Source organism: Pseudomonas sp. MBLB4123 (assembly GCF_051904775.1).
Lineage (GTDB): Bacteria > Pseudomonadota > Gammaproteobacteria > Pseudomonadales > Pseudomonadaceae > Aquipseudomonas > Aquipseudomonas benzenivorans_B.
In genome coordinates this window covers 776398-798311 of sequence record NZ_CP196711.1, presented here as the reverse complement: position 1 = coordinate 798311, position 21914 = coordinate 776398, and the positions used below count along the sequence as shown (strand labels likewise).

Sequence of the window (21914 nt, the reverse complement as noted above, 5' to 3'; positions counted from 1 at the left end):
CTGTTATGCGCGCGGCATGCCGAGCATGCGTTCGGCGATGATGTTGCGTTGAATCTCGTTGGTGCCGGCGTAGATGGGCCCGGCCTGGGCGAACAGGAAGCCGTCCAGCCAGTGGCCGACTACGCCTGCGTCCGGCGCCTCGGGCAGCAGCTCGCCGCGCAGGCCGAGGATGCTCAGGGCGGTCTCGTGCATGCGTTGGTCCAGCTCGGACCAGAAGATCTTGTTGGTCGAGGACTCGGCGCCGATCTTGCCGCCCTTGTCCAGCTGCGAGGCGGTCATATAGGTGGCCAGGCAGTAGGCCTCGGCATCCAGGTAGGCGCGCATCACCGCCTCGCCTATGGCCGGGTCCTGGTCGGCCTGCTCGCGGTTGTCCAGGTACAGCTGCACCAGGCGCCGCGCGGTTTCCTGGTAGCGCGCCGGCGAGCGCAGCATCAGGCCGCGCTCGAAGCCGGCGGTGGACATGGCCACCTGCCAACCCTGGCCGACGCCGCCGAGCACGTTCGCCGCCGGCACCTCGACGTCGTCGAAGAACACCTCGGCGAAGCCCGGCAGGCCGTTGAGCTGCTCGATCGGCCGCACCGTGATGCCCGGGCTGCTGAGCGGCACCAGGATGAAGGTCAGGCCGTGATGGCGGCTGGACTGCGGGTCGGTGCGGAAGATACCGAACAGCCAATCGGCCCAGACCGCGCGGGTCGACCAAGTCTTCTGACCATTGATCAGGTATTTGTCGCCGACCCGCTCGGCGCGGCAGCGGATCGCCGCCATGTCGGAGCCGGCACCCGGCTCCGACCAGCCCTGGGCCCAGACCTCCTCGCCGGTGGCCATCTTCGGCAGGAAGCGCACCTTCTGCGCCTCGGTGCCGTACTCCATCAGGGTCGGGCCGAGCAGGAAGATGCCGTTCTGGTTGACCCGCGCCGGGGCGCCGGCGCGGTAGTACTCCTCCTCGAAGATCAGCCACTCGATCAGGTCGCAACCGCGCCCGCCCAGCTCGGTCGGCCAGGTCACCATACCCCAGCGCCCCTCATTGAGCCTGGCCTCCCAGGCGCGGTGCTGGGCGAAGCCTTGTTCGGTGTCGAAGGACTGCAGCGGTTCTGCCGGCACGTTGGCCGCCAGCCAGGCGCGCACCTCGGCGCGGAAGGCCTGCTGGCCCTCGGTGTAGTGAAGGTCCATAGAAGTCTGTCCTGTCAGCCGTTGAACTGGGCGCCGCGCTTCTCGACAAAGGAGTCGCGGGCCTCCTGGGAATCCAGCGAGCGGTAGGCCTCGAGGGTGAAGCCCTGCTCCCAGCGGTATTTGTCTTCGAGGTTGCCGTCCTCGATGCCGGTCAGCGCCTCCTTGGCCAGGGCGATCATCGCCGGGCTCTTGGCGGCGATCTGCCGGGCGATGGTCAGCGCCGCCTCGCGCAATTTGCCGCGCGCCACCACACGCTCCACGGCACCCAGTCGATGGGCCTCGGCGGCGTCGATCGGCTCGCCAGTGAAGTACATGTGACGCACCTTCTGCACCGGGAACAGGCGCTGCAGGTGGGCGCCGCCGCCCATGGCGCCGCGGTCCACCTCGGGCACGCCGAAGCGCGCGCAGTCGCTGGCCACCAGGATGTCGGCGGCGCCGCACAGGCCGATGCCGCCGCCGAGGACGAAGCCGTGCACGGCGATGATCACCGGCTTGGGATTGCGGTGCACCGCCTTGAAGCTGTCGTAGTTGCCCTTGTTCACCGCCACGATCAGGTTGCCGTCGGCGGCCAGCTCCTTGATGTCGACCCCGGCGCAGAAGCCGCGGCCCTCGGCGCGGATGAGGATGACCCGCACCTCGGCCGACTCGCCCAGACGCGTGAGTTCGGCGGCGATGGCCGCCCAACCCTGGCAGTCGAAGGCATTGACCGGCGGGTGGTCGAACACCAGCTCGGCGATGCCGTTGTCGATGCTGACGCTAAAGGGATGGCTCATGGGGTGGTCCTTTCAGGCAATGCGGTGGCGGTGGCTCGGCGACCCAGCTCGGCCAGGCGCGCTTCGGCTTCCCGGACGATCTGGCCAATCAATTCTGCGCAGCCCGGCAGGCTGTCGATGCTGGCGGCGACCTGGCCGGCGGGCAGCACGCCCTGCGCCGGCAGGCCCTCGACCATGGCCTTCTGGATCACCATGGGGGCGTTGGCCGCCATCAAGGTCTGCGCCGCGCTCAGCTCGCCGGCGCCGCCCATCTTCAGCGCGCTGGCGAGCAGCTGAGCGAGGCTGGCGCCGCTGTGCTTGCGGTAGGCCAGGGCGCAGCGCAGGGCCAGCAGCAGGCGCCTGAGCCCGCCGCTGCGCTCCAGTTGGTCGAGCAGCTCGTTGCGGATCATCCGTTGCGGCATGCCGTCGATGGCGCGACTGACGATGATCGCCGCCGGATCGCGCACCGCCAGGTAACGCGCCAGGGTGGCGCGCGGTACCGGGCTGTCGGCGCTCATCAAAAAGCGCGTGCCCATGGCGATGCCGGAGGCGCCCAGGGCCAGGGCCGCGACCAGGCCGCGACCGTCCTTGAAACCGCCGGCGGCCACCACAGGCACCGGCACCGCGTCCACTACCTGGGCCAGCAGCAGGGCAGTCGGCACCGAGCCGGTATGGCCGCCGCCCTCGCCGCCCTGGATAGTCACCGCGTCGGCGCCCATCTCCACCGCCTTGACCGCATGCTTGAGCGCGCCCACCGTGGGCATGCAGACCACCCCGGCGTCCTTCAGGCGGCCGATCATGGCCTTGCCCGGCGAACGGCTGTAGCTGACCGCCTTGACCCTGTGCTTGAGCACCAGCTCGACTATATCGCCGGCGTTGGCCTGGTACATGTGGAAGTTGACGCCGAAGGGCGCGTCGGTCAGGCGCTGGGTCTCGCGGATCGCCGCCTCCATGCGCTGCGGCTCTATGGTGGCGCCGGCGAGGAAGCCGAAGCCGCCAGCGTTGCCGGTGGCGGCCACCAGCCTGGGGTCGGCGACCCAGCCCATGGCGGTCTGGAGGATCGGGTAGCGGCAACCGAGCAGTTCGGTCAGGCGGGTATTCAAAGCCACGGTCATCAGGCCTCCGCCGGCTTGCGCTGGGAACTGGCCATGGCCTTGGCGTCGTAGCCGCCCAGGCGGTCACCGGATACCAGTTCGTTGTGGGCGTGGGCGAAGTGATGCAGGCCGAACACCATGTCCATGGTGGCGCGCTTGCCCATCAGGTCCTCGGCGTTGTTCAGCGCCTGCTTGGTCAGCTGCAGGCCCAGGCGCGGCATCTGCGCGATGCGCCGGGCCATGTCCAGGGTCACGTCCTCCAGCACGTCGCGCGGCACCACCTTGTTGAGCATGCCCATCTGCTGGGCGCGGGCCGCCGACATGCGCTCGCCGAGGAAGAGGAATTCCTTGGCGATGCGCGGGTTGAGCTCGTGGGCGTGGGCGAAGTACTCCACCCCGGGAATGCCCATGCGCACCACCGGGTCGGCGAAGTAGGCGTCCTCGCTGGCCACTATCAGGTCGCAGACCCAGGCCAGCATCAGGCCGCCGGCGATGCAGGCGCCCTGGACCATGGCGATGGTCGGCTTGGGCATCTCGCGCCAACGCCGGCACATGCCCAGGTAGACCTCCTGCTCGCGGGCATAGAGGAACTCGCCGCCGGGCTTATTGACATGGTCGTACCACAGGCTGGCGCGCTCGAAGCTCTGGTCGACGTCGCGCCCCGGGGTGCCGATGTCGTGGCCGGCGGAGAAGTGCTTGCCGGCGCCGCGCAGCACTATGACCTTGACCGCGTCGTCGGCACAGGCGCGCTGGAAGGCGGCGTCCAGGGCGTAGGTCATCTGCGAGTTCTGCGCGTTGTGGTACTCGGGACGGTGCATGGTGACCAGGGCCACCGGCCCCTGCACCTCGTAGAGCACCACCTGGCTGTCTTGCGGATTGTGTTCGCTCATCTTCGGGTTCTCCGGCAGGCGCACTGCCTGTGGCGCTCAGCGCGGGCGGCGCTCGCCCGGCGGGTTGTCTTTGAGCTGCTGGGCACGCAGGTTGTGCGGGTCCAGCTGCCGGACCAGTTGCAGCTGTTCCGGGCTCGGTGCGGCGGTGGTGGGGACGGTCGCCGGCACATGCAGGGCGAAGCCGGTGTTGTCCTGCACCTCGGCCAGGCTCACGCCCGGATGCAGCGAGCGCACGCGGATCTGCCGCTGCGGGCCCTGGAAATCCAGCACGCACAGATCGGTGACGATCAGGCGGATGTCGATGTCGTCCAGCGACCAGCCGCGGGCCAGGCGCGCCGGGTTGTAGCCGGCCGAGGCGACCATATCCACCTCGCCCTCGACGAACACCCGGCGGTTGTGGCTGGGCACGAAGAAGGAGTTGGCGTGGCTGATGGAGTTGCCGGGAAAGCCGCGCACGCCGAGCATCTGCACCTTGGGCCTGCGGTAGTCGCCACCGATGCAGGAGATGTTGGCCTGGCCGAAGCGGTCGATCTGGGTCGGGCCGACCAGGGCATGGCGCTTGCCGCCCCAGACGTTGTCGAAGATGCGCGAGAAGCCCATCCAGCTGTCGAGCTTGGGCTGGTAACCGCCGCGCGCGCCGAGCGGCACCGGCTCGGCGACCATGAAGGCCTCGGAGTCGGTCATCAGCAGGTCGCGGTTGCTGCTCTGCATGCTCAGCGAGGCGGCCAGGCGCGGGATCACGCCGATGCCGGTGGCGAGCACCTCGCCGTCGTCGCGCCAGCATTCGCTGGCGGCGCAGATCAGCAGTTCGGCGAGGCTATAGGGAGTGGTAGCAGTGGTCATGTCGAGCCTCGCTTAGAAAACCGGCAGGGGGAGCTGGCGAATCGCGGCCAGGCCGCCGACCCGCTCCAGGTAATGCACATGGCTGCAGTTGACGTACTGCTCGACGTAGGCCGGCCAGCCGTCCGGCTCGCTGGCCGAGGCGTTGTAGGCCTTGAAGTGGGCGACGTCGAAGCCGTACAGCGGCGCGCAGGAGCTGGGATGGGCACCGCCCGGCAGGTGCACCACGGCGCTGGTCTGGTTGCGCTCCCAGAACACCTGGCGCGCGGCCTCGGGGTGGGCGTGGAACCAGTCACTGTCGACCAGCTCGTCGCAGCTGACGTAAGCGCGTTCGGCGGCGCGCACGAACAGGTCGTCCATATAGTGGTCCGGGCCCTGGATCTGGCAGACCCCGCGGGCGTCGGCGCGGTCGACGTGAATCAGCGCGGCGTCCAGCTTGAGCGCCGGCATGGCCAGCCAGTCCTTGCCGTCGGCATAGGGCGAGGCGACCAGCTTGAGCTCGGGGTTGTGGGTCAGCACGTCGGTGCCCAGGCCCACCGCGGTGGGGATAAAGGGCACGCCCATGGCCGCGGCGCGCAGGCCGAGCAGGAGCATGCCCTCGTCGATCTCCAGCACCTCGAGGGCGCCGTCCTGGCGGGCCTTGCGGAAATAGGGCTCGAGCGGGATGAAGTCCAGGGAGACGAAGGCGAACACCAGCTTCCTGACCTTGCCGGCGGCGCACAGCATGCCGACGTCGGCGCCGCCATAGGCGACCACCGTCAGGTCCTTGAGCTCGGAACGCAGGATCTCGCGCACCAGGGCCATGGGCTTGCGCCGCGGGCCCCAGCCGCCGATGCCGATGGTCATGCCGTCGCGCAACTGGGCGACCACCTCGGCCGCCGTGGTGCATTTGTTCATGCTCGCCTCCATCACCGCCGCCCCACGCTGAAGTCATGGCCCCAGTGGCTGACCACGGTGCTCTCGAACGGGGTGTGGCGCTGCCAGTCCATGACCTTGCCGCCGTAGCCGTACTCCAGGTCGAAACCGCCCGGGGTCTGCATGTAGAAGGAGGTCATCTCGTCGTTGGTGTGCCGGCCGAGGGTGGCCGACAGCTTGCCGCCGGCGCCATGCAGGCGGTCCAGGGCGCGGCCGACGTCGTCGAGGTTGTCCACCTCGAGCATCAGGTGCACGCAACCGGAGGGAATCGGGCACTCGAACAGCGCCAGGGAATGGTGGCGGCCGTTGTTGCAATGCAGGAAGTGAATGCGCTTCTGCGGCTCGGCCGGGTCGTCGCTGAAGCGCACCTTCATCAGGTCGGACAGGCCCAGGCCCATGACGTTCTGGTAGAAGTCCAGGCAGCGCTCGAAGTTCGGCGCCGGCAGCACCGCGTGGCCCATGCCCAGCTCGCCGGTGACGAAGCCGTGCACACCGACCGGCGAGACGAAGCGGGCGAAGTCCTGCAGCGGCCCCCAGAACAGCTCGTGGCGGTTGCCGTCCGGGTCGCAGAAGCGCGCCAGTGCCTGCACCTTGCGCTGCGTGGCCTCGGCGGCGCTGCCACGGCTGACCTGCACGTCGGCCTGCTGCAGCTCGGCGATGGCCTGCTCGAAGGCGGCCGCGCCGGCCAGCTCCCAGCCGCAGGCGCCGTAGCCGTCGCGCTCGGCCTGCTCGACCAGCAAGCGGTAGGGACGCTCGTCCATCTTCAGGTACAGCAGACCGTCGGCCTGGGCGCTGGCATCGGCCATCAGGCCGAGCACTTGTGTGGCGTAGTCGCGCCAGCGGTTCAGGTCGCTGGCCAATACGGTGACGTAACCCAGACCACGGATATCCATGGGCGCTCTCCTCGTTGCAGTCAGGCCTCGGCCTACCCGCGCACGTTGCCGGGGAGGCCCTATGGAGAGCGATTTAATCGGCTAGGCCGAGGCGCAACATCGTCCGTTGGGACTAGCGCAGCAGGGCGGAGCGGGCCTCTGAGGAGGCCGCTCAAGTGGTAGCGGGCAACGCCAGCTCTGCCTCCCTCCTGGTCATCCAGGCCCGGGCCACCTGCTTGCGGTCGAAAGACTGACTTTCTTGGTAAACTATGACCCCCTTGCGGCGCAGCCGAATCTGAACCGTTTACTTGGTCTGCCCGCTTTTATTCACGCGCCGAGTGATCGTTCCCATATCGCTCACCACCAGTGCTAAAAATACATTTACCAGTGCTTAAATTTTGCACAACATGCGCGAAAATGGGCCAAAACGAGCCTTTTGAGCCCTTAACCGGCCTGGAACAAATGCCTCTAGAATCAGCCTCAACACCAGCAATCACGTGCCCTTCGCTGTCCCGCCGCTTCTCCGTGGCGCCGATGATGGATTGGAAGGATCAAAGCCTCTAAGGGCTGGAAACACTGGGCTGCAGGCTCACCCTCTGCCGACCTCGTACCACCCTTGTACCACCGAGCTGAGATTCCCCCCTTTACCGCTATTGGCTCCAGCGAAGTATCACTACAGTTACACTGCCTATAGATGTGCTAACCCGCCCCCCGAGGCCGAGCGAGGGACGAGTTAGCGACATGTCAGGCCTTAATCGCCAGTCCGAACTCGGCACACGCATCCTGTAGCCACAACCAGATGTAATCGGTAAAGCTGCGGCGCACCAAGAGCTCCCAGGTCTCCTCGCCGGTATGGCGGATCACCAGCTGGGACTTAGCGAAGACGGTGCCGACCGCCTTGCCCACCGGGAAGTTGCTCGAGTGCACGTCGTAGGAGCTGGACTTCATCAGCAGCTCGCGGACCTTGGGACCGCTCAGCTCGAGAATGGTCTGGCCGCCGCTGACGTTGACCACCTGATGATGCTGACCGGCAAGGCTTGCCCGGAGCTTCTGCTCCACTTCGAACTCGGAGCCGCTGGGCACGATCAGCAGCCACTCCTCCGGTCCCAACCACTGCAAGGAAGTCTCGCCGCTGGCCACCAGGCTCAGGGCCACCGGCAGCTCCAGGCCAATGGCCTTGTGTACGGCGCTGGAGAAAGCCGGATCATGGCCATCGCCGCGCAGGATCAGGTGGCCGAGCAGCTTCTTCTCGCGCAGGGTAACCCCGGCGCTACTCTTGCCCTTGCATGCCAGCTCGTCGAGGCCGGCGTGGAACAGCGGGGATTCGGCCTGGCCGGCATCGGGGCGCTGCTTGTAGACGTTGAACGCTGTCATATCGTTAACCTTCGAGGTTGTCTGGTTGACCTCCAGGGGCGGTTCGCCGGCGCCTGGAGGTGAATGCTGAAGCCTCAGATGTTCTGCCGTTCGCCCTTCGGGTCGAGGAACACCGCACTGACGATCTCGGCCTCGATCACGCTGCCGTCGACCAGCGGCGCGAAGACCTTCTCGCCCATGCGCTTGAGGCCGCCCTTGACCAGGGCCATGGCGAAGCTATGGCCCATGCAGCTGCTGAAGTAGCTGGAGGTCACATGGCCGACCATGCTCATCGGTACCGGCTGCTTCGCATCGAACACCAGCTGTGCGCCTTCCGGCAGCACCTTGTTCGGGTCGACCGGCTTGAGGCCGACCAGTTGCTTGCGGTCTTCACGCAGGCAGTCCTCGCGGTTCATGCCACGCCAGCCGATCCAGGAGAACGGCTTGTTGCGACCGACGCACCAGCCCATGTTGAGGTCGTCCGGAGTGACCGAGCCGTCGGTGTCCTGACCGATGATGATGAAACCCTTCTCCGCCCGCAGCACGTGCATGGTCTCGGTGCCGTAGGGGGTCAGGTTGTACTGCTTGCCCGCCTCGACGATCTGCTCCAGTACGCCCATGGCGTAGTCGGCCTGGACGTTGACCTCGTAGCTCAGCTCGCCGGTGAAGGAGATGCGGAACACCCGGGCCGGCACGCCGCCGACATTGCCTTCCTTCCAGGTCATGAAGGGGAAGGCGTCCTTGTCCAGGTCGATGTCGGTGACCTTGGCCAGCAGCTTGCGGCTGTTGGGGCCGGACAGGGTCAGGGTCGCCCAGTGGTCGGTGACCGAGGTGAAGTACACCTTCAGCTCCGGCCATTCGGTCTGGTGGTAGATCTCCAGCCACTCCATCACCCGACCGGCGCCACCGGTGGTGGTGGTCATGACGAAGTGATTGTCGGCCAGGCAGGCGGTGACACCGTCGTCGAAGACCATGCCGTCTTCCTTGCACATCAGGCCGTAGCGGGCCTTGCCCACGTCCAGCTTGGTCCAGGCGTTGGTGTACACGCGGTTGAGGAACTCGCGGGCATCCGGGCCCTGGATATCGATCTTGCCCAGGGTCGAGGCATCGAGGATACCGACGCTGTCGCGCACGGCCTTGCACTCGCGGGCCGCGGCGGCGTGCATGTCCTCACCGCGCTTGGGGAAGTACCAGGGGCGCTTCCACTGGCCGACGTCCTCGAACTCGGCGCCGTTCTTCAGGTGCCAGGCGTGCAGCGCGGTGTAGCGCTTGGGCTCGAACAGCTCGCCGCAATGGCGCCCGGCCACGGCGCCAAAGGTCACCGGGGTGTAGTTCGGGCGGAACATGGTGGTGCCCATCTGCGCGATGCCGATGCCCATGGAACGGGCGGCGATGGCCAGACCGTTGATGTTGCCCAGCTTGCCCTGGTCGGTACCGAAGCCCAGCGCGGTGTAGCGCTTGACGTGCTCGACCGACTCGAAGCCCTCGCGGGTGGCCAGCTCGATGCCGGCCGCGGTGACGTCGTTCTGCAGGTCGACGAACTGCTTCGGCGCGCGCGCCGTCGGCTTGTCGTGGGGCACTAGGAACAGCGCCAGTCCGGCCTCCTCATGGCGGCCGAATACTTTCGGCAACTCGCCGCTCACCGGCTTGAAGCCCACCTCGCCCGCCGCCTTGGCGCCGGCCTCGAAACCGTCGGCCAGGGCATCGCCGAGGGCGAACACACCATTGACCGCGCCGGCGCACAGGCGCTGCTGGAAGCCGTCACCTGGTACGAAGGCGAGCAGGTCTTCACGCCACACCGGGCGGCCACCGAGGTGCGAAGCCAGGTGCACCACCGGGCTGTAGCCGCCGGAGCTGGCCACCAGGTCGCACTCCAGCCAGTCGCCCGGGCTGGTGACCTTGTGAGTCTGGGCATCGATGCGAGCCACCCGCGCCGAGCTGACGCGCTTGCTGCCTCGGGTTTCGACCACCGCACTGCCGCTGATGACGCGAAGTCCTTTCGCCCTTGCCTCCTCGACCCAGGCACCGCGTGGATTGGGGCGGGCATCGGCAATGGCCACCACCTGCAGGCCGGCTTCCAGCCAATCCAGGGCCACGCGGTAGGCGTAATCGTTGGTCGTCGACAGCAGCAACTGCTTGCCGGGCGCGACGCCATAGCGACGCACGTAGGTAGACACGGCACCGGCCAGCATGTTGCCCGGCACGTCGTTGTTGGCGTAAACCAACGGCCGCTCGTGGGCGCCGGTGGCCAGGACCACGCGCTTGGCGCGCACGCGGTGCATGCGCTGACGCACCTGGCCCATCGGCGCGACTTCACCGAGGTGGTCGGTCAGGCGCTGGTGGATGGTGAGGAAGTTGTGGTCGTGGTAGCCGTTGACCGTGGCGCGCGGCAGCAGCAACACTTCAGGCAGCTTCTCCAGCTCGGCGAGGGCCTTGGCCACCCACTCGGCGGCCGGCTTGCCATCCAGGGTCTCGCGACTGTCGAGCAGGCTGCCACCGAACTCTTCCTGTTCGTCGGCGAGGATCACCCGCGCGCCGCTGCGGCCGGCGGCCAGGGCGGCGGCCAGACCGGAGGGGCCGGAGCCGACCACCAGCACGTCGCAGTGCTGGTTCATGTAGTCGTAGCTGTCCGGGTCGTTTTCCCGCGGCGCACGGCCAAGGCCGGCGGCCTTGCGGATGTACTTCTCGTAGGTCAGCCAGAGGTTCTGCGGGTACATGAAGGTCTTGTAGTAGAACCCGGGCGGCATCATCTTGCCGCCGACCTTGCCGAGGATACCCATGAGGTCGTTGTTGACGTTCGGCCAGCCGTTGGTGCTGGTCGCTACCAGGCCGCTGTACAGCGCCTGCTGGGTGGCGCGCACGTTGGGGATCTGCGCCGCTTCGGTGGAGCCGATCTGCAGCACCGCGTTCGGCTCTTCGGCGCCGGCGGCGACGATGCCGCGCGGACGCGAGTACTTGAAGCTGCGGCCGACGATGTCGACGCCGTTGGCCAGCAGCGCGGCGGCCAGGGTGTCGCCGGCATAGCCCTGGTAGGTCTCGCCGTTGAACTTGAAGGTCAGGGGCTGGCTGCGATCGATGCGCCCGCCCTGGGAGAGACGATTGATCTGACTCATGCCTTTTCTCCTGACGCACGGGTGACCTGGCGAGCCGGCTTCGGCTGGCCCGTCACGCTCGGCTTCTCGCCAATCTTGTAGGTTTCGAATATTTCGTAGCTGATGGTGTCGCGTGTGGCATTGAAGTACTGCCGGCAGCCCGCGGCATGAATCCACAGCTCGTGGTGGATGCCCCGTAGGTTGTCGCGGAAGAACAGGTAGTCACCCCACTGTTCGTCGGTGCAAGTATTCGGATCGAGCGGACGCGGGATATGCGCCTGACCCTTGGCGTGAAACTCCTCTTCGGAGCGCAGCTCGCCGCAATGGGGACAGAAGATGTTCAGCATGTCGGTATTTCTCCTGTTAGTGGGCGACGCCGGCAGCGCCGTGCTCGTCGATCAGCGCGCCGCTGTAGAAGCGGTCCATGGCGAAGGGTTTGGCCAGCGGGTGCATCTCGCCCTTGGCCAGGCTGGCGGCAAATACATGGCCGGAACCCGGCGTGGCCTTGAAGCCACCGGTACCCCAACCGCAGTTGAAGAACAGGTTCTTCACCGGGGTCTTGCTGATGATCGGACAGGCATCTGGACAGGTGTCGACGATGCCGCCCCACTGGCGGTTCATGCGTACCCGCGAGAGGATCGGGAACAGCTCGACGATGGCCTGCAGGGTGTGTTCGATGGTCGGGTAGGAGCCGCGCTGGCCGTAGCCGTTGTAGCCGTCGATGCCGGCGCCGATGACCAGGTCGCCCTTGTCCGACTGGCTGATGTAGCCGTGTACGGCGTTGGACATGATGACGCTGTCGATGATCGGCTTGATCGGCTCGGACACCAGCGCCTGCAACGGGTGCGACTCCAGCGGCAGGCGGAAGCCGGCCAGCTTGGCCATGTGCCCGGAGTTACCGGCGGTGACCACGCCGACGCGCTTGCCGCCGATGAAACCGCGATTGGTCTCCACGCCGATGACCGCGCCGTTCTCCTTGCGGAAGCCGATCACTTCGGTCTGCTGGATCAGGTCGACGCCCAGGGCGTCGGCGGCGCGGGCATAGCCCCAGGCCACCGCATCGTGACGGGCGACGCCGCCGCGGCGCTGCAGGGAAGCGCCCATCACCGGGTAACGGGTGTTCTTGCTGCAGTCCATGAAGGGGATCAGTTCCTCGACCTGCTTGGCGTTGAGCACCTCGCCGTCGATGCCATTGAGGCGGTTGGCGCTGACCCGGCGCTCGATGTCGCGCATGTCCTGCAGGGTGTGGCCGAGGTTGAACACGCCGCGCTGGGAGAACATGACGTTGTAGTTGAGGTCCTGGGACAGGCCCTCCCACAGCTTCATGGCGTGCTCGTAGAGCTGCGCCGACTCGTCCCACAGGTAGTTGGAGCGCACGATGGTGGTGTTGCGCGCGGTGTTACCGCCGCCCAGCCAGCCCTTCTCGATGACCGCGACGTTCTTCACGCCGAACGCTTTGGCCAGGTAGTAGGCGGTGGCCAGACCGTGGCCGCCACCGCCGACGATGATCACGTCGTAAACCGGCTTGGGCGTCGGGTTGCGCCACATGCGCTGCCAGTTCTCGTGGTGGCTGAAGGAGTGCTTGAGCAGGCCGAAGCCGGAATAACGTTGCATGGGTATGCTCCTGAAATCTGTTCCCCCAGGCCTCGCCAGAGGCCCTGGGGTGAGGGAAAACTCAGCGATAGACCGGGTAGTCCGCGCACAATCCCGCTGCCAAGCTGGCCACCTGGGCCTCGACGTCGGCATCGCCGAGGTGGTCGAGGACATCGCAGATCCAGCCGGCCAGGTCGACGCACTGGGCTTCCTTGAAACCGCGGCTGGTCACGGCCGGGGTACCGATACGCAGACCCGAGGTGACGAACGGCGACTGCGGGTCGTTCGGCACGGAGTTCTTGTTGACGGTGATGCCGGCACGGCCGAGGGCGGCGTCGGCGTCCTTACCGGTCAGGCCCTGCTTGATCAGGCTGAGCAGGAACAGGTGGTTGTCGGTGCCACCGGAGACCACGTCGAAACCGCGCTCGACGAACACCTGGGCCATGGCCTGGGCGTTCTTGATCACCTGCTGCTGGTAGTCCTTGAAGCCCGGCTCCAGGGCTTCCTTGAAGCACACCGCCTTGGCGGCGATCACGTGCATCAGCGGGCCACCCTGGGCGCCCGGGAAGACCGCGGCGTTGAGCTTCTTCTCGATCTCCGGGTTGGCCTTGGCCAGGATCAGGCCGCCGCGCGGGCCGCGCAGGGTCTTGTGGGTGGTGGTGGTGACCACGTCGGCGAACGGAATCGGGTTCGGGTACAGGCCGGCGGCGACCAGGCCGGCGACGTGGGCCATGTCGACGAACAGCAGCGCACCGACCTTGTCGGCGATGGCGCGGAAGCGCGGGAAGTCCAGGGTCTTGGAGTAGGCGCTGAAGCCGGCGACGATCATCTTCGGCTTGTGCTCGACGGCCAGGCGCTCGACCTCGTCGTAGTCGATCAGGCCAGTGGCGGTGTCCAGACCGTACTGCACGGCGTTGTACAGCTTGCCGGAGGAGCTGACCTTGGAACCGTGGGTCAGGTGGCCGCCGTGGGCCAGGCTCATGCCCAGGATGGTGTCGCCGGCGTTGAGCAGGGCCAGGTAGACGGCGCTGTTGGCCGAGGAGCCGGAGTGCGGCTGGACGTTGGCGAAATCGGCACCGAACAGCTGCTTGGCACGATCGATGGCCAGCTGCTCGACCACGTCGACGTGCTCGCAACCGCCGTAGTAGCGCTTGCCCGGGTAGCCTTCAGCGTACTTGTTGGTCAGGCCGCTGCCCTGGGCTTCCATGATGCGCTTGCTGGTGTAGTTCTCCGAGGCGATCAGCTCGATGTGATGCTCCTGACGGGCCTCTTCGGCGTTCATCGCCGCGAGCAGTTCGTCATCGTAGCCCTGGATTTGGTCTTGTTTGCTGAACATCGCTGATCTCCTGCGACAGGGTGAAGTCGCTCTTGTTGGTATAAGGCCGCCCTGTGCCCGAAGGGGTTAACCCCAGCCCCTCTCCCGACGTCCGCAATGCCATAGATGGCGCACCTGGTCGGGAGCTGGATGGGTAGGGCTTGTTGCGATGGATTGTGCGAAAAGGCCCAAGGCGCCGTTTGTTCATTTCCGACGCGAAAATGTTCGGCTTGCCCGGCAAGTACGGGCACCTCTGCCTGGCGAAACTGCCGCGGCAAAGGGCTCCAGATAGCCCCCAGGGAACGATCGGTAGATGCGGGAATGGGTGTAAAATCGACCGCTGGCTGGCTGTTCCAGGCAGCCCAAGAACAACAAGAGCCTCAGTAGACTCCTTTGCGCCCTCCTGCCCTGCGCGCAAAGGCGATAGCTACTGCAGTGGAGGTTTCTCGCATGGCGCAAACGTCTAAAACATTGGAGCAGGTCGGCAGACCGCTCAGGGAAGCGCCGGAAGCTCGAGTGAAAACCTTTGGTTTCCTGCTTACCCCCAACTTCACCACCATCGGCTTTGCCTGCGCCATCGAAACCCTGCGCATGGCCAACCTGGCGGCGCGGCGCACGCTGTACCGATCGCTGCTGATCGCCGCGGACCATGAACTGGTACGCGCCAGCAACGGCATGTGCGTGGTGCCGGATCACTCCATCGCCGATGCCCCCGAGCTGGACGCCCTGTTCGTGGTCGGCTCCAACCCGATTCCGGCCAAGCACGACCGCAACCTGCTCAACTGGCTGCGCAAGCTGGCCCATCAGGACGTGCCACTGGGCGGCATCTGCACCGGCAGCCACCTGCTGGCCAGCGCCGACCTGCTCAAAGGCCACCGCTGCACCATTCACTGGGAGGACATCGAGCAGCTCAAGGAGAAGTTCCCCGGGATCATCATCTCCAACCAGCTGTATGAGCTGGACCGCAACCGCTACACCTGCTCCGGCGGCACCGCGTCCATGGACATGACCCTGCAACTGATCGCCCGCGAACCCGGTGGCGCGGAGATTGCCGAGCATGCCGCGGAGCTGCTGCTGTGCGATCGCATGCGCGGCTCCCGCGAGCAACAGCGGGTGCCGCTGCGGCAGAAGCTCGGACATGCCCAGCCGAAGCTGAGCCAGATAGTCGCGATCATGGAAGCCAACCTGGAGGAGCCCCTGGAACTGGAGGAGCTCGCCCAGCTCAACGAGGTGTCGGTGCGCCAACTGGAGCGGCTGTTCCACAAGTACCTGGAGCGCAAGCCCAGCCAGTACTACCTGGAGCTGCGCCTCAATCGCGCCCGCGACCTGCTGTTGCGCACCGATGCGCAGGTACGCGACGTCTCGCTATCCTGCGGCTTCGCCTCGCCGGCGCACTTCTCCAAGTGCTACAGCCGCCTGTTCGGCCACTCGCCACGGGACGAACGCAAGCAGAGCGCCCTGGGATGAGTCATCTCACCTGCGGCATGTGCAGCTAGCGCCCCCAGCAAAGACCGTCAAAAAGCAAAGGGCCACTGACTGCGCCGTGTCAGTGGCCCTTGCCTAGAACGGCTGGACTATCGCGCCCGCCTCACCACCGGCATTCGGGTGCGGGTCAGCACCGAGACCGCGACATAGGCGAGGGATGAGGCCAGGCAACCAATCAGCGGCCCCTCGACCCAGCCGATATCGGTGGTCAACAGCAGGCCGGCGCTGGTGAAGAAACCGACCAGCATCGCCACCAGGGCACCGGCCACGTTGCCCTGCCAGAAGGTGGAGATGAACACCGGACCGATCATCGCCGCCAGCAGGGTGCCGGAGCCGAGGATGCCCAGCCAGGACAGCATGAACGGCGGCGCATACATCATCATCAGCAGCCCCAGCAGGCCCAACACCACTACCGCAATCCGGTTGACGGTCAGGGCACGGGGTGAGTCCACCTCGGCATGCTTGTTCAGCGCCAGACGCAGGTCATGGGAGGTCGCCGACGCTACGGTGTGCAGCATCGAATTGGCGGTGGACTTCATGGCGAAGATGATGAACAGGGTGATGATCCCCTGCAGCGCCGGGTGCATGAACGTCTGCAGGTACATCGGCATGGCGCTGTCGGGATCGGCCAGTTGCGGACCGAAGGCACGCATGTACAGGCCAACCAGCGGGATCAGGCTCAGCAGCGCGCCGAGAATCGCCACGTAGATGCCGACCTTGTGCATCTTCACGTTCGGCTTGAAGGCGAGGAAACGGATCGCCATGTACGGCAGCACCGCGGCAAACAGGAAGGCGTAAGGCAACACCAGAAACACCGAACCCTTGCTCTGGCCATAGGGCGCCGCGGTCTCCGGGTTGAGCAGACTGGGATTGATGGCGTTGAGGTTGGCCTGCCACTGGCCCAGATCGACGCTGGTGAACATCTGCACCATGATCACGATCGCCGCCAGGGCCATGCCGCAGACCATCACCGTGTCGGTCCAGGCTACGGCGGCCAGGCCACCCAGCATGGTGTAGAGGATGATCACCGAAATCATCAGCCAGGCGCTACTGGTCATCTCGATGTTCAGCCAGGAGGCGCCGAGCATGCCGACCGCCTTGATCTGGCTGACCAGGAACACCATCAGCAGGATGATGGTCATGAACGCCGCCACACCCTGCAGCAGTCGCCCACCCGCACCGCCGCCATGAATCTGGCCGATGTACTCGGGAATGGTGTTGCTGCCCATGTGAATGGCGCGGTTCTGCATATGGTTGGCGAAGAACAGCACCGCGATCATGATCGCCGGAGCGAAGAAGAAGTTGCCCAGCAGCTCGATGGCCCCGAACTCGTAAGCCACCGCCGGCGACCCCATAAAGCCCCAGCCGCTGAAGCCGGTGGCCACTATGGTACTCGCGCCGACAAAAGCACCGAGGCTCCTGCCCGCGAGAAGAAATCCGCCTTCATCGCTGTCTTTGACTTTACGCGATGAGAGGAAGCCGATGCCGATCATTACCGCGAAGGTGACGAGCAGCAGGCCCCAATTGAACAGTTCATAGAAGTCCACTGCGCTCACCCTCGCTGCCTGGCTTGTTCGTTGGCGGAGCGGCACAGGTAGGTTCCGGCCGCAATCAGGAACATGAGAATGTTGAGCGCTACGAAGAGCGTAAGTACCCAGGAATTCATAACAAATGCCTCATTATTGTATTTGTAATAACTGTTGAAGAAGCCACTCACCAACTTGGCGCACTTAACTTCGCCAATCGGTTTAATCACCACTTCACACAATGAGCGCCGTCCGGATGGACGCAATAAAACCTTCCCTTTGAATTCACTCTTAAGACTGCTGATCGGCGCCGTATCGAGGCGCTGGCTGACTCGACTCAGCCGTGGCGCTGCCGTGCCCCGCGTGGAGGGCACGGCAGCGCCCGGACATCACTTGCGAATGATGTTTTTCTCCGGCCCGTACGGGAACTTGGTGATGTTCTCCGCGCCCTGCTCGTTGACGATCAGGATGTCGTGCTCGCGGTAGCCACCGGCGCCCGGCAGACCTTCCGGCAGCATGATCATCGGCTCCATGGACACCACCATGCCCGGCTCGAGCACCGTGTCGATGTCCTCGCGCAGCTCCAGCCCTGCTTCACGGCCGTAGTAGTGGCTGAGCGTGCCGAAGGAGTGGCCGTAGCCGAAGGTGCGGTACTGCAGCAGGTCGTACTTGAGGAAGATCTCGTTCAGCTCGCGGGCGATATCGCTGCAGCGCATGCCCGGCTTGATCAGCTTCAGGCCGGCCTCGTGCACCTCGACGTTGGCCAGCCACAGGCGCAGATGGTCGTCGGAGCAGTGATCGAGGAACAGGGTGCGCTCCAGCGCGGTGTAGTAGCCGGCGATCATCGGGAAGCAGTTCAGGCTGAGGATGTCGCCCTTGTTTACCTTGCGGGTGGTCACCGGGTTGTGCGCGCCATCGGTGTTGATACCGGACTGGAACCAGGTCCAGGTGTCCATCAGCTCGACGTCCGGGAAGGTACGGGCGATCTCGCGCACCATGGCCTGGGTGGCATGCAGGGCTACTTCGTACTCCGGCACCTGGTCACGCAGCGCTTCTACGACGGCGGCGCCACCGATGTCGGCGATGCGCGCACCGTGACGGATCATCTCGTGCTCTTCGGCGGACTTGATCATGCGCATGCCCATGCACGGGGCGGCGATGTCGACCAGCTCGGCGTCCGGGTAGCGGTCGGCCAGCTTGGCGCGGTTCTGCAGGTTGATGTGGTCGTACTCGATGCCGATGCGACGCGCCTTCGGCAGCGCCTGCTGGATGGCGACGAAGTAGTTGTCGCGCTGCCAGTCGGTGTAGACGATGTTGTCGGTACCGACGGTGCGGCGCCACGGCTGGCCGCCATCGATGTTGGCGCTGATGCTGACCACGTCGTTCTGGGTCACCACCAGGGCGTAGGGACGACCGAACGAGCAGAACAGGAAGTCGCTGTAGTAGTTGATGTTGTGGTACGAGGTGAAGACCGCGGCGTCGATATCCTGCGCCGCCAGGTGGGCGCGCAGTTTGGCCTGGCGGTTGGCATACTCCTGGGCGGAGAACGTGGAGTTGACCTTGTCGCCGTTCTGAATCCGGATCGTCTTGGGCATTTGCATGGCGTGAATCCTTTTTGTTTTCCAGTGACTCGGTCCGCCGGTTCGGCGGGCCGTTGGAAAGCATTCCACCAGATGCACTTCTGCCGCTTTTGTACGTTCCCGACCCGAAGTTGGTCAGATCCGCTTGCCGTCCCTGGGCTTCCCCAGGCCTGAGCTTGCCTCGGCCTGCCGCGCCTGTCCTGACGCCCTGCCATCACTCCACTCGGTGTCTGTTGACCACAGAACGGAGCACTGACAGCACAAAGCCACGGACTTCTCCAAGTCCGTGGCTTTGTCTTCATGGGCGTTCCACTCTCGGTCCCCGAGTGGGTGTCGGAAGGGTCACCGCCCCAGGTCTGGCTCAGTCCTTGGCGATGCTCTCTTGCTGCAGTGCCCGCACCAGACTTGCGCACATCAACAGCATGATCACAGAGAACGGCAGCGCACTGGCGATGGCGGCAGTCTGCAGTGTGGCCAGAGATGCTGCCCCTCCTGCAACCAGCAGCACGCCCGCTACCAAGCCCTGCTGCACGCCCCAGAACACGCGATGGCGGGTCGCGGTATGCACAGCACCATGGGACATGATGGTAGTCATCACCAAGGTCGCCGAGTCCGAAGACGTGATGAAGTAGGTGGCCACCAGCACCGCGCCCAACCAGAGCGCCATGGTCCCCAACCCGCCCAGTGACATGGAGTCGACAGTGGCGAAGAAGGCATTGGCCACATCCTTGGAAACCGCGGCACTGATACCCCCGTCGGCAAACAGCTCATTGCTCACCGCCGTACCACCGAAGGCGACGACCCAGATGAAGGTCAGCAGTGAGGACACGCCGATTACGCCGAAAATGAACTCGCGGATGGTGCGGCCGCGGGAAACGCGGGCGATGAACACGCCAACGAAAGGCGCCCAGGACAGCCACCAGCCCCAATAGAACACCGTCCACCAGCCCTGCCAGCTCGACTTCCAGCCTTCCCACTTGGCCGGGTCCTGATGGCTGGCGTCGGTCCAGAAGCTCATTTCGATGAAGCTGGCCAGGTAATCGCCGGTGGCGTCGACCAGCGACATGATCAGGTAACGCGATGGTCCCCAGATAAAGAAGAACAAGACGAGCGCCACGGTCAGCCAGATATTCAGCTCGCTGAGGCGTTTGACCCCCCGATCGACCCCCGAGACCGCCGAGAACATCGCCACCAGGGTGATCACCGCGATAATCGCCAGCTGCACCGCCACCGAGCTGTCCAGCCCGACCAGGCGACTCAGGCCCGCGTTGATCTGCTGCGCGCCAAGGCCCAGGGATGTCGCCACGCCGAAGATGGTGGCCAGAATGGCCATGATGTCCACAGTATGGCCGAGCGGGCCATCCATGCGCCTGCCGAACAGCGGCCGCAGCGTGGAGCGGATGGTCAGCGGCAGGCCCTTGCGGTATGCGGCATACGCCAGTGCCAGCGCGACGATGCAGTAGATCGACCAGGCATGCAGCCCCCAGTGAAAGAAGGTGATGCGCATGGCGCTTTCCGCCGCCTCCGGGGTCATGCCCTCGGCCGCGAACGGGTTGCTCTGCAGATGAAAGATCGGCTCGGCGATGCTCCAGAAAATCAGGCCGATGCCCTGGCCGGCGGAAAACACCATGGCGAACCAGGAGAAATAACCGTATTGCGGCTTCTCGTCGGCGTGCCCGAGGCGGATGCTGCCGAAACGGCTGAACGCCAGCCAACCATTGAAGATCAGGAACAACGCGGCAATCAGCACGTAGTACCAGGTGAAGTAGTAGGTGATGCCGCTGCGGACACGATCAAAGAGCGCCGCCGCCTCCTCCTGAAATCCCAGTACCGCGAAGATCACACCGACGATAATCGCCAGTGAACCAAGGGTGACAACTGGATTGAGGCCCTTGAGCCAGGGACTCTGCGAGATCGCTACACTGGCCTCGTGCAAGTCACTCCTCAGGTCGTGACTCAAGAGCGTGGGCGCGGCCTCGACCGCGCATTCTTCTGGTTTCATGTTACAGCCCTCTGATTGTTCTTGTGGGTGCTGGTCGAGCGTACGAAGTGGTCGAATCAACGAAACGGTTCGAATTCCTCCTGCACCGCGGCGGCGATTCCCGCAACACAGACGTCAAGAATCAGTTCCCCCTTCTCCCGGCTGGCGCCGCGCGCGGAGGACAGGGTGCCGGATGCAGGTGTTCGCTGCGGCACGATGGGAAAGACGTCATAGGGGGGGAAGCTTGCAGGGGGGTGGTCGACGACACGGGTCATGTCGACGAGCTCGGGGTACAACGCCAGCATCAGCGAGGTCTCGAATACGCCGCCATGTTCGATGTCCCAGCCGAGGAATCCCTCGGGATAGAGCTGGGCGATTACCTGCGGGTCGTTCACGAAATCCCAGTAGGACAGCAGCACCACCTTGAAATCGTCGATGCCGGCATAACGCAGCTCGCGCAGGGCGAGATCGATACCCTCGACTACGAACATCGAGTTCTCGAAGTGGCCATTCATCAGCACCAGCCTGCGCGCGCCATGACGTGCGAGCTCACGGATGATGTCCTGCACCGTGCCGGTGAGGGTGGCGCCATCCAGGCTGGTGGTGCCAGGAAAGTGGTTGCCACCGCCAGACTTCTGCTGCGACTTGTATCCGTACTGCAGCCCCGGCAGGACCAGCGCCCCAATGCGCTCGGCGACCCGCTGGCATACGGCGGTGGGCAGCAGCACATCAACATTCATGCACATGTGGTGACCGTGCTGCTCCAGCGCACCTACCGGCAACATCAGCACGCAATCGCCTCGACTGACCCTGGATTGGTATTCTTTCCAGGTCAGTTCGCCTACAAAAACGCTTCTAGTCATCAATTCGTCTCCTGAGAGTGCAGGCGCAGGTGGCCTCTCACTGCCTGGCATTGCAGCAGAAGCAGCAGTGCCGTTTTTGTACATACCCGACCCTAAGTTGGTCACACTCGCCAGGATGCGGGCCAGCGCGCGCCTATGTGCCGCCTCGCTGATCATCCGCCCGCCCTCTAAAGAGCAGCAGCGGCGGCCAGTGCATTCGGGCGATGCCGGGGTGATACCTGTCTGTGCAGACAGCCAGGTGGCCACTCTTTTTTGGGGGGCGGAACCACCAACCAGCGCGTTGGCAGTAATGAAGCCGGCTGCGAGTACGCTTCCTACTTGCCTGACTCGTCAGCCGTACCAGCAGATAGCCAGTTTCGGCTCTGCTGCGGACGCTCACTAACGCTTACTCGTTGGCACTAAAAAAGGGGCATCAAGGAAAGCGCTCGAACGCTCCCTCGCCGAACATGCGCCCTACTCCGCCATCGACCAGCCTCTCGGCGGGATAAAAGATCAGGTTCCGTTAGCTCTACCCGACAGACGTCCTTCGCGGTGCATCCGCACGAGGGCTGCCCGGCACTCAGCAACCAACGGACTTGGCGCCAACTCGCTCA

17 protein-coding genes and 2 pseudogenes are annotated in these 21914 nt (G+C 65.2%); 2 read left to right on the top strand and 17 right to left on the bottom strand.

Going from position 1 to position 21914, the window contains the following annotated elements; translation table 11 throughout:
• Window positions 1-3: 3 nt before the first annotated feature.
• From ACSX1C_RS04000 to ACSX1C_RS03965, 8 genes and pseudogenes are all read right to left on the bottom strand, one after another.
• The gene (locus ACSX1C_RS04000) at window positions 4-1170 is read right to left on the bottom strand and encodes an acyl-CoA dehydrogenase family protein (protein WP_439888337.1); all 1167 of its coding nucleotides are present in this window, start codon (window positions 1168-1170) and stop codon (window positions 4-6) included.
• A gap of 14 nt (window positions 1171-1184) precedes the next feature.
• The gene (locus tag ACSX1C_RS03995; protein WP_439888336.1) at window positions 1185-1943 is read right to left on the bottom strand and encodes an enoyl-CoA hydratase family protein; all 759 of its coding nucleotides are present in this window, start codon (window positions 1941-1943) and stop codon (window positions 1185-1187) included.
• Window positions 1940-3037, bottom strand: a complete 1098-nt coding sequence (locus ACSX1C_RS03990; RefSeq protein WP_439888335.1) for an NAD(P)H-dependent flavin oxidoreductase — start codon at window positions 3035-3037, stop codon at window positions 1940-1942. The genes ACSX1C_RS03995 and ACSX1C_RS03990 overlap by 4 nt, the downstream gene beginning before the upstream one ends.
• Window positions 3037-3906, bottom strand: coding sequence for an enoyl-CoA hydratase (locus ACSX1C_RS03985; protein WP_439888334.1), 870 nt, complete (start codon window positions 3904-3906; stop codon window positions 3037-3039). The genes ACSX1C_RS03990 and ACSX1C_RS03985 overlap by 1 nt, the downstream gene beginning before the upstream one ends.
• 36 nt (window positions 3907-3942) lie before the next feature.
• On the bottom strand, window positions 3943-4749 hold the full coding sequence (locus ACSX1C_RS03980; protein ID WP_439888333.1) for a CoA-transferase subunit beta: 807 nt from the start codon (window positions 4747-4749) through the stop codon (window positions 3943-3945).
• A gap of 12 nt (window positions 4750-4761) precedes the next feature.
• Entirely contained in the window at window positions 4762-5643 is an 882-nt protein-coding gene (locus ACSX1C_RS03975; protein WP_439888332.1) for a CoA transferase subunit A, read from the bottom strand.
• Between the two features lie 11 nt (window positions 5644-5654).
• Entirely contained in the window at window positions 5655-6554 is a 900-nt protein-coding gene (locus ACSX1C_RS03970) for a VOC family protein (RefSeq protein ID WP_439888331.1), read from the bottom strand.
• A 163-nt stretch (window positions 6555-6717) separates the two neighbouring features.
• Window positions 6718-6885 (bottom strand): annotated as a pseudogene (locus tag ACSX1C_RS03965) (site-specific integrase); the annotation flags it as partial.
• Window positions 6886-6995: 110 nt separating this feature from the next.
• On the opposite strand from ACSX1C_RS03965, the pseudogene ACSX1C_RS03960 reads away from it, so the two are divergent.
• A pseudogene (locus ACSX1C_RS03960) lies at window positions 6996-7088 on the top strand (hypothetical protein); the annotation flags it as partial.
• Between the two features lie 189 nt (window positions 7089-7277).
• Here ACSX1C_RS03960 and ACSX1C_RS03955 read toward each other — a convergent pair.
• The 5 genes from ACSX1C_RS03955 to glyA form a co-directional block, all read right to left on the bottom strand.
• Window positions 7278-7907, bottom strand: a complete 630-nt coding sequence (locus ACSX1C_RS03955) for a sarcosine oxidase subunit gamma (RefSeq protein ID WP_439888330.1) — start codon at window positions 7905-7907, stop codon at window positions 7278-7280.
• A gap of 74 nt (window positions 7908-7981) precedes the next feature.
• Window positions 7982-10999: a sarcosine oxidase subunit alpha gene (locus ACSX1C_RS03950; protein WP_439888329.1), complete on the bottom strand. Its 3018-nt coding sequence runs from the start codon at window positions 10997-10999 to the stop codon at window positions 7982-7984.
• Entirely contained in the window at window positions 10996-11325 is a 330-nt protein-coding gene (locus ACSX1C_RS03945) for a sarcosine oxidase subunit delta (RefSeq protein ID WP_439888328.1), read from the bottom strand. The genes ACSX1C_RS03950 and ACSX1C_RS03945 overlap by 4 nt, the downstream gene beginning before the upstream one ends.
• 16 nt (window positions 11326-11341) lie before the next feature.
• Complete coding sequence (locus ACSX1C_RS03940) at window positions 11342-12592, bottom strand: sarcosine oxidase subunit beta family protein (RefSeq protein WP_439888327.1); 1251 nt, start codon at window positions 12590-12592, stop codon at window positions 11342-11344.
• 61 nt (window positions 12593-12653) lie between these two features.
• Complete coding sequence (glyA, locus tag ACSX1C_RS03935; RefSeq protein ID WP_439888326.1) at window positions 12654-13907, bottom strand: serine hydroxymethyltransferase; 1254 nt, start codon at window positions 13905-13907, stop codon at window positions 12654-12656.
• Window positions 13908-14336: 429 nt separating this feature from the next.
• Here glyA and ACSX1C_RS03930 point away from each other — a divergent pair, with 429 nt between their 5' ends.
• Window positions 14337-15353 (top strand): GlxA family transcriptional regulator, encoded by a 1017-nt coding sequence (locus ACSX1C_RS03930; RefSeq protein WP_439888325.1) that lies wholly within the window; start codon window positions 14337-14339, stop codon window positions 15351-15353.
• 107 nt (window positions 15354-15460) lie between these two features.
• Here ACSX1C_RS03930 and ACSX1C_RS03925 read toward each other — a convergent pair whose 3' ends face one another.
• From ACSX1C_RS03925 to ACSX1C_RS03910, 4 genes are all read right to left on the bottom strand, one after another.
• A complete protein-coding gene (locus tag ACSX1C_RS03925; protein WP_439888324.1) occupies window positions 15461-16927 on the bottom strand; it encodes a sodium:solute symporter family protein in 1467 nt (488 codons plus the stop codon).
• Between the two features lie 359 nt (window positions 16928-17286).
• A complete protein-coding gene (locus tag ACSX1C_RS03920; protein WP_439888323.1) occupies window positions 17287-18498 on the bottom strand; it encodes a M24 family metallopeptidase in 1212 nt (403 codons plus the stop codon).
• Window positions 18499-18838: 340 nt separating this feature from the next.
• Window positions 18839-20479 (bottom strand): BCCT family transporter, encoded by a 1641-nt coding sequence (locus tag ACSX1C_RS03915; RefSeq protein ID WP_439888322.1) that lies wholly within the window; start codon window positions 20477-20479, stop codon window positions 18839-18841.
• A gap of 56 nt (window positions 20480-20535) precedes the next feature.
• Complete coding sequence (locus ACSX1C_RS03910) at window positions 20536-21321, bottom strand: creatininase (protein WP_439888321.1); 786 nt, start codon at window positions 21319-21321, stop codon at window positions 20536-20538.
• Between the last annotated feature and the right edge of the window lie 593 nt (window positions 21322-21914).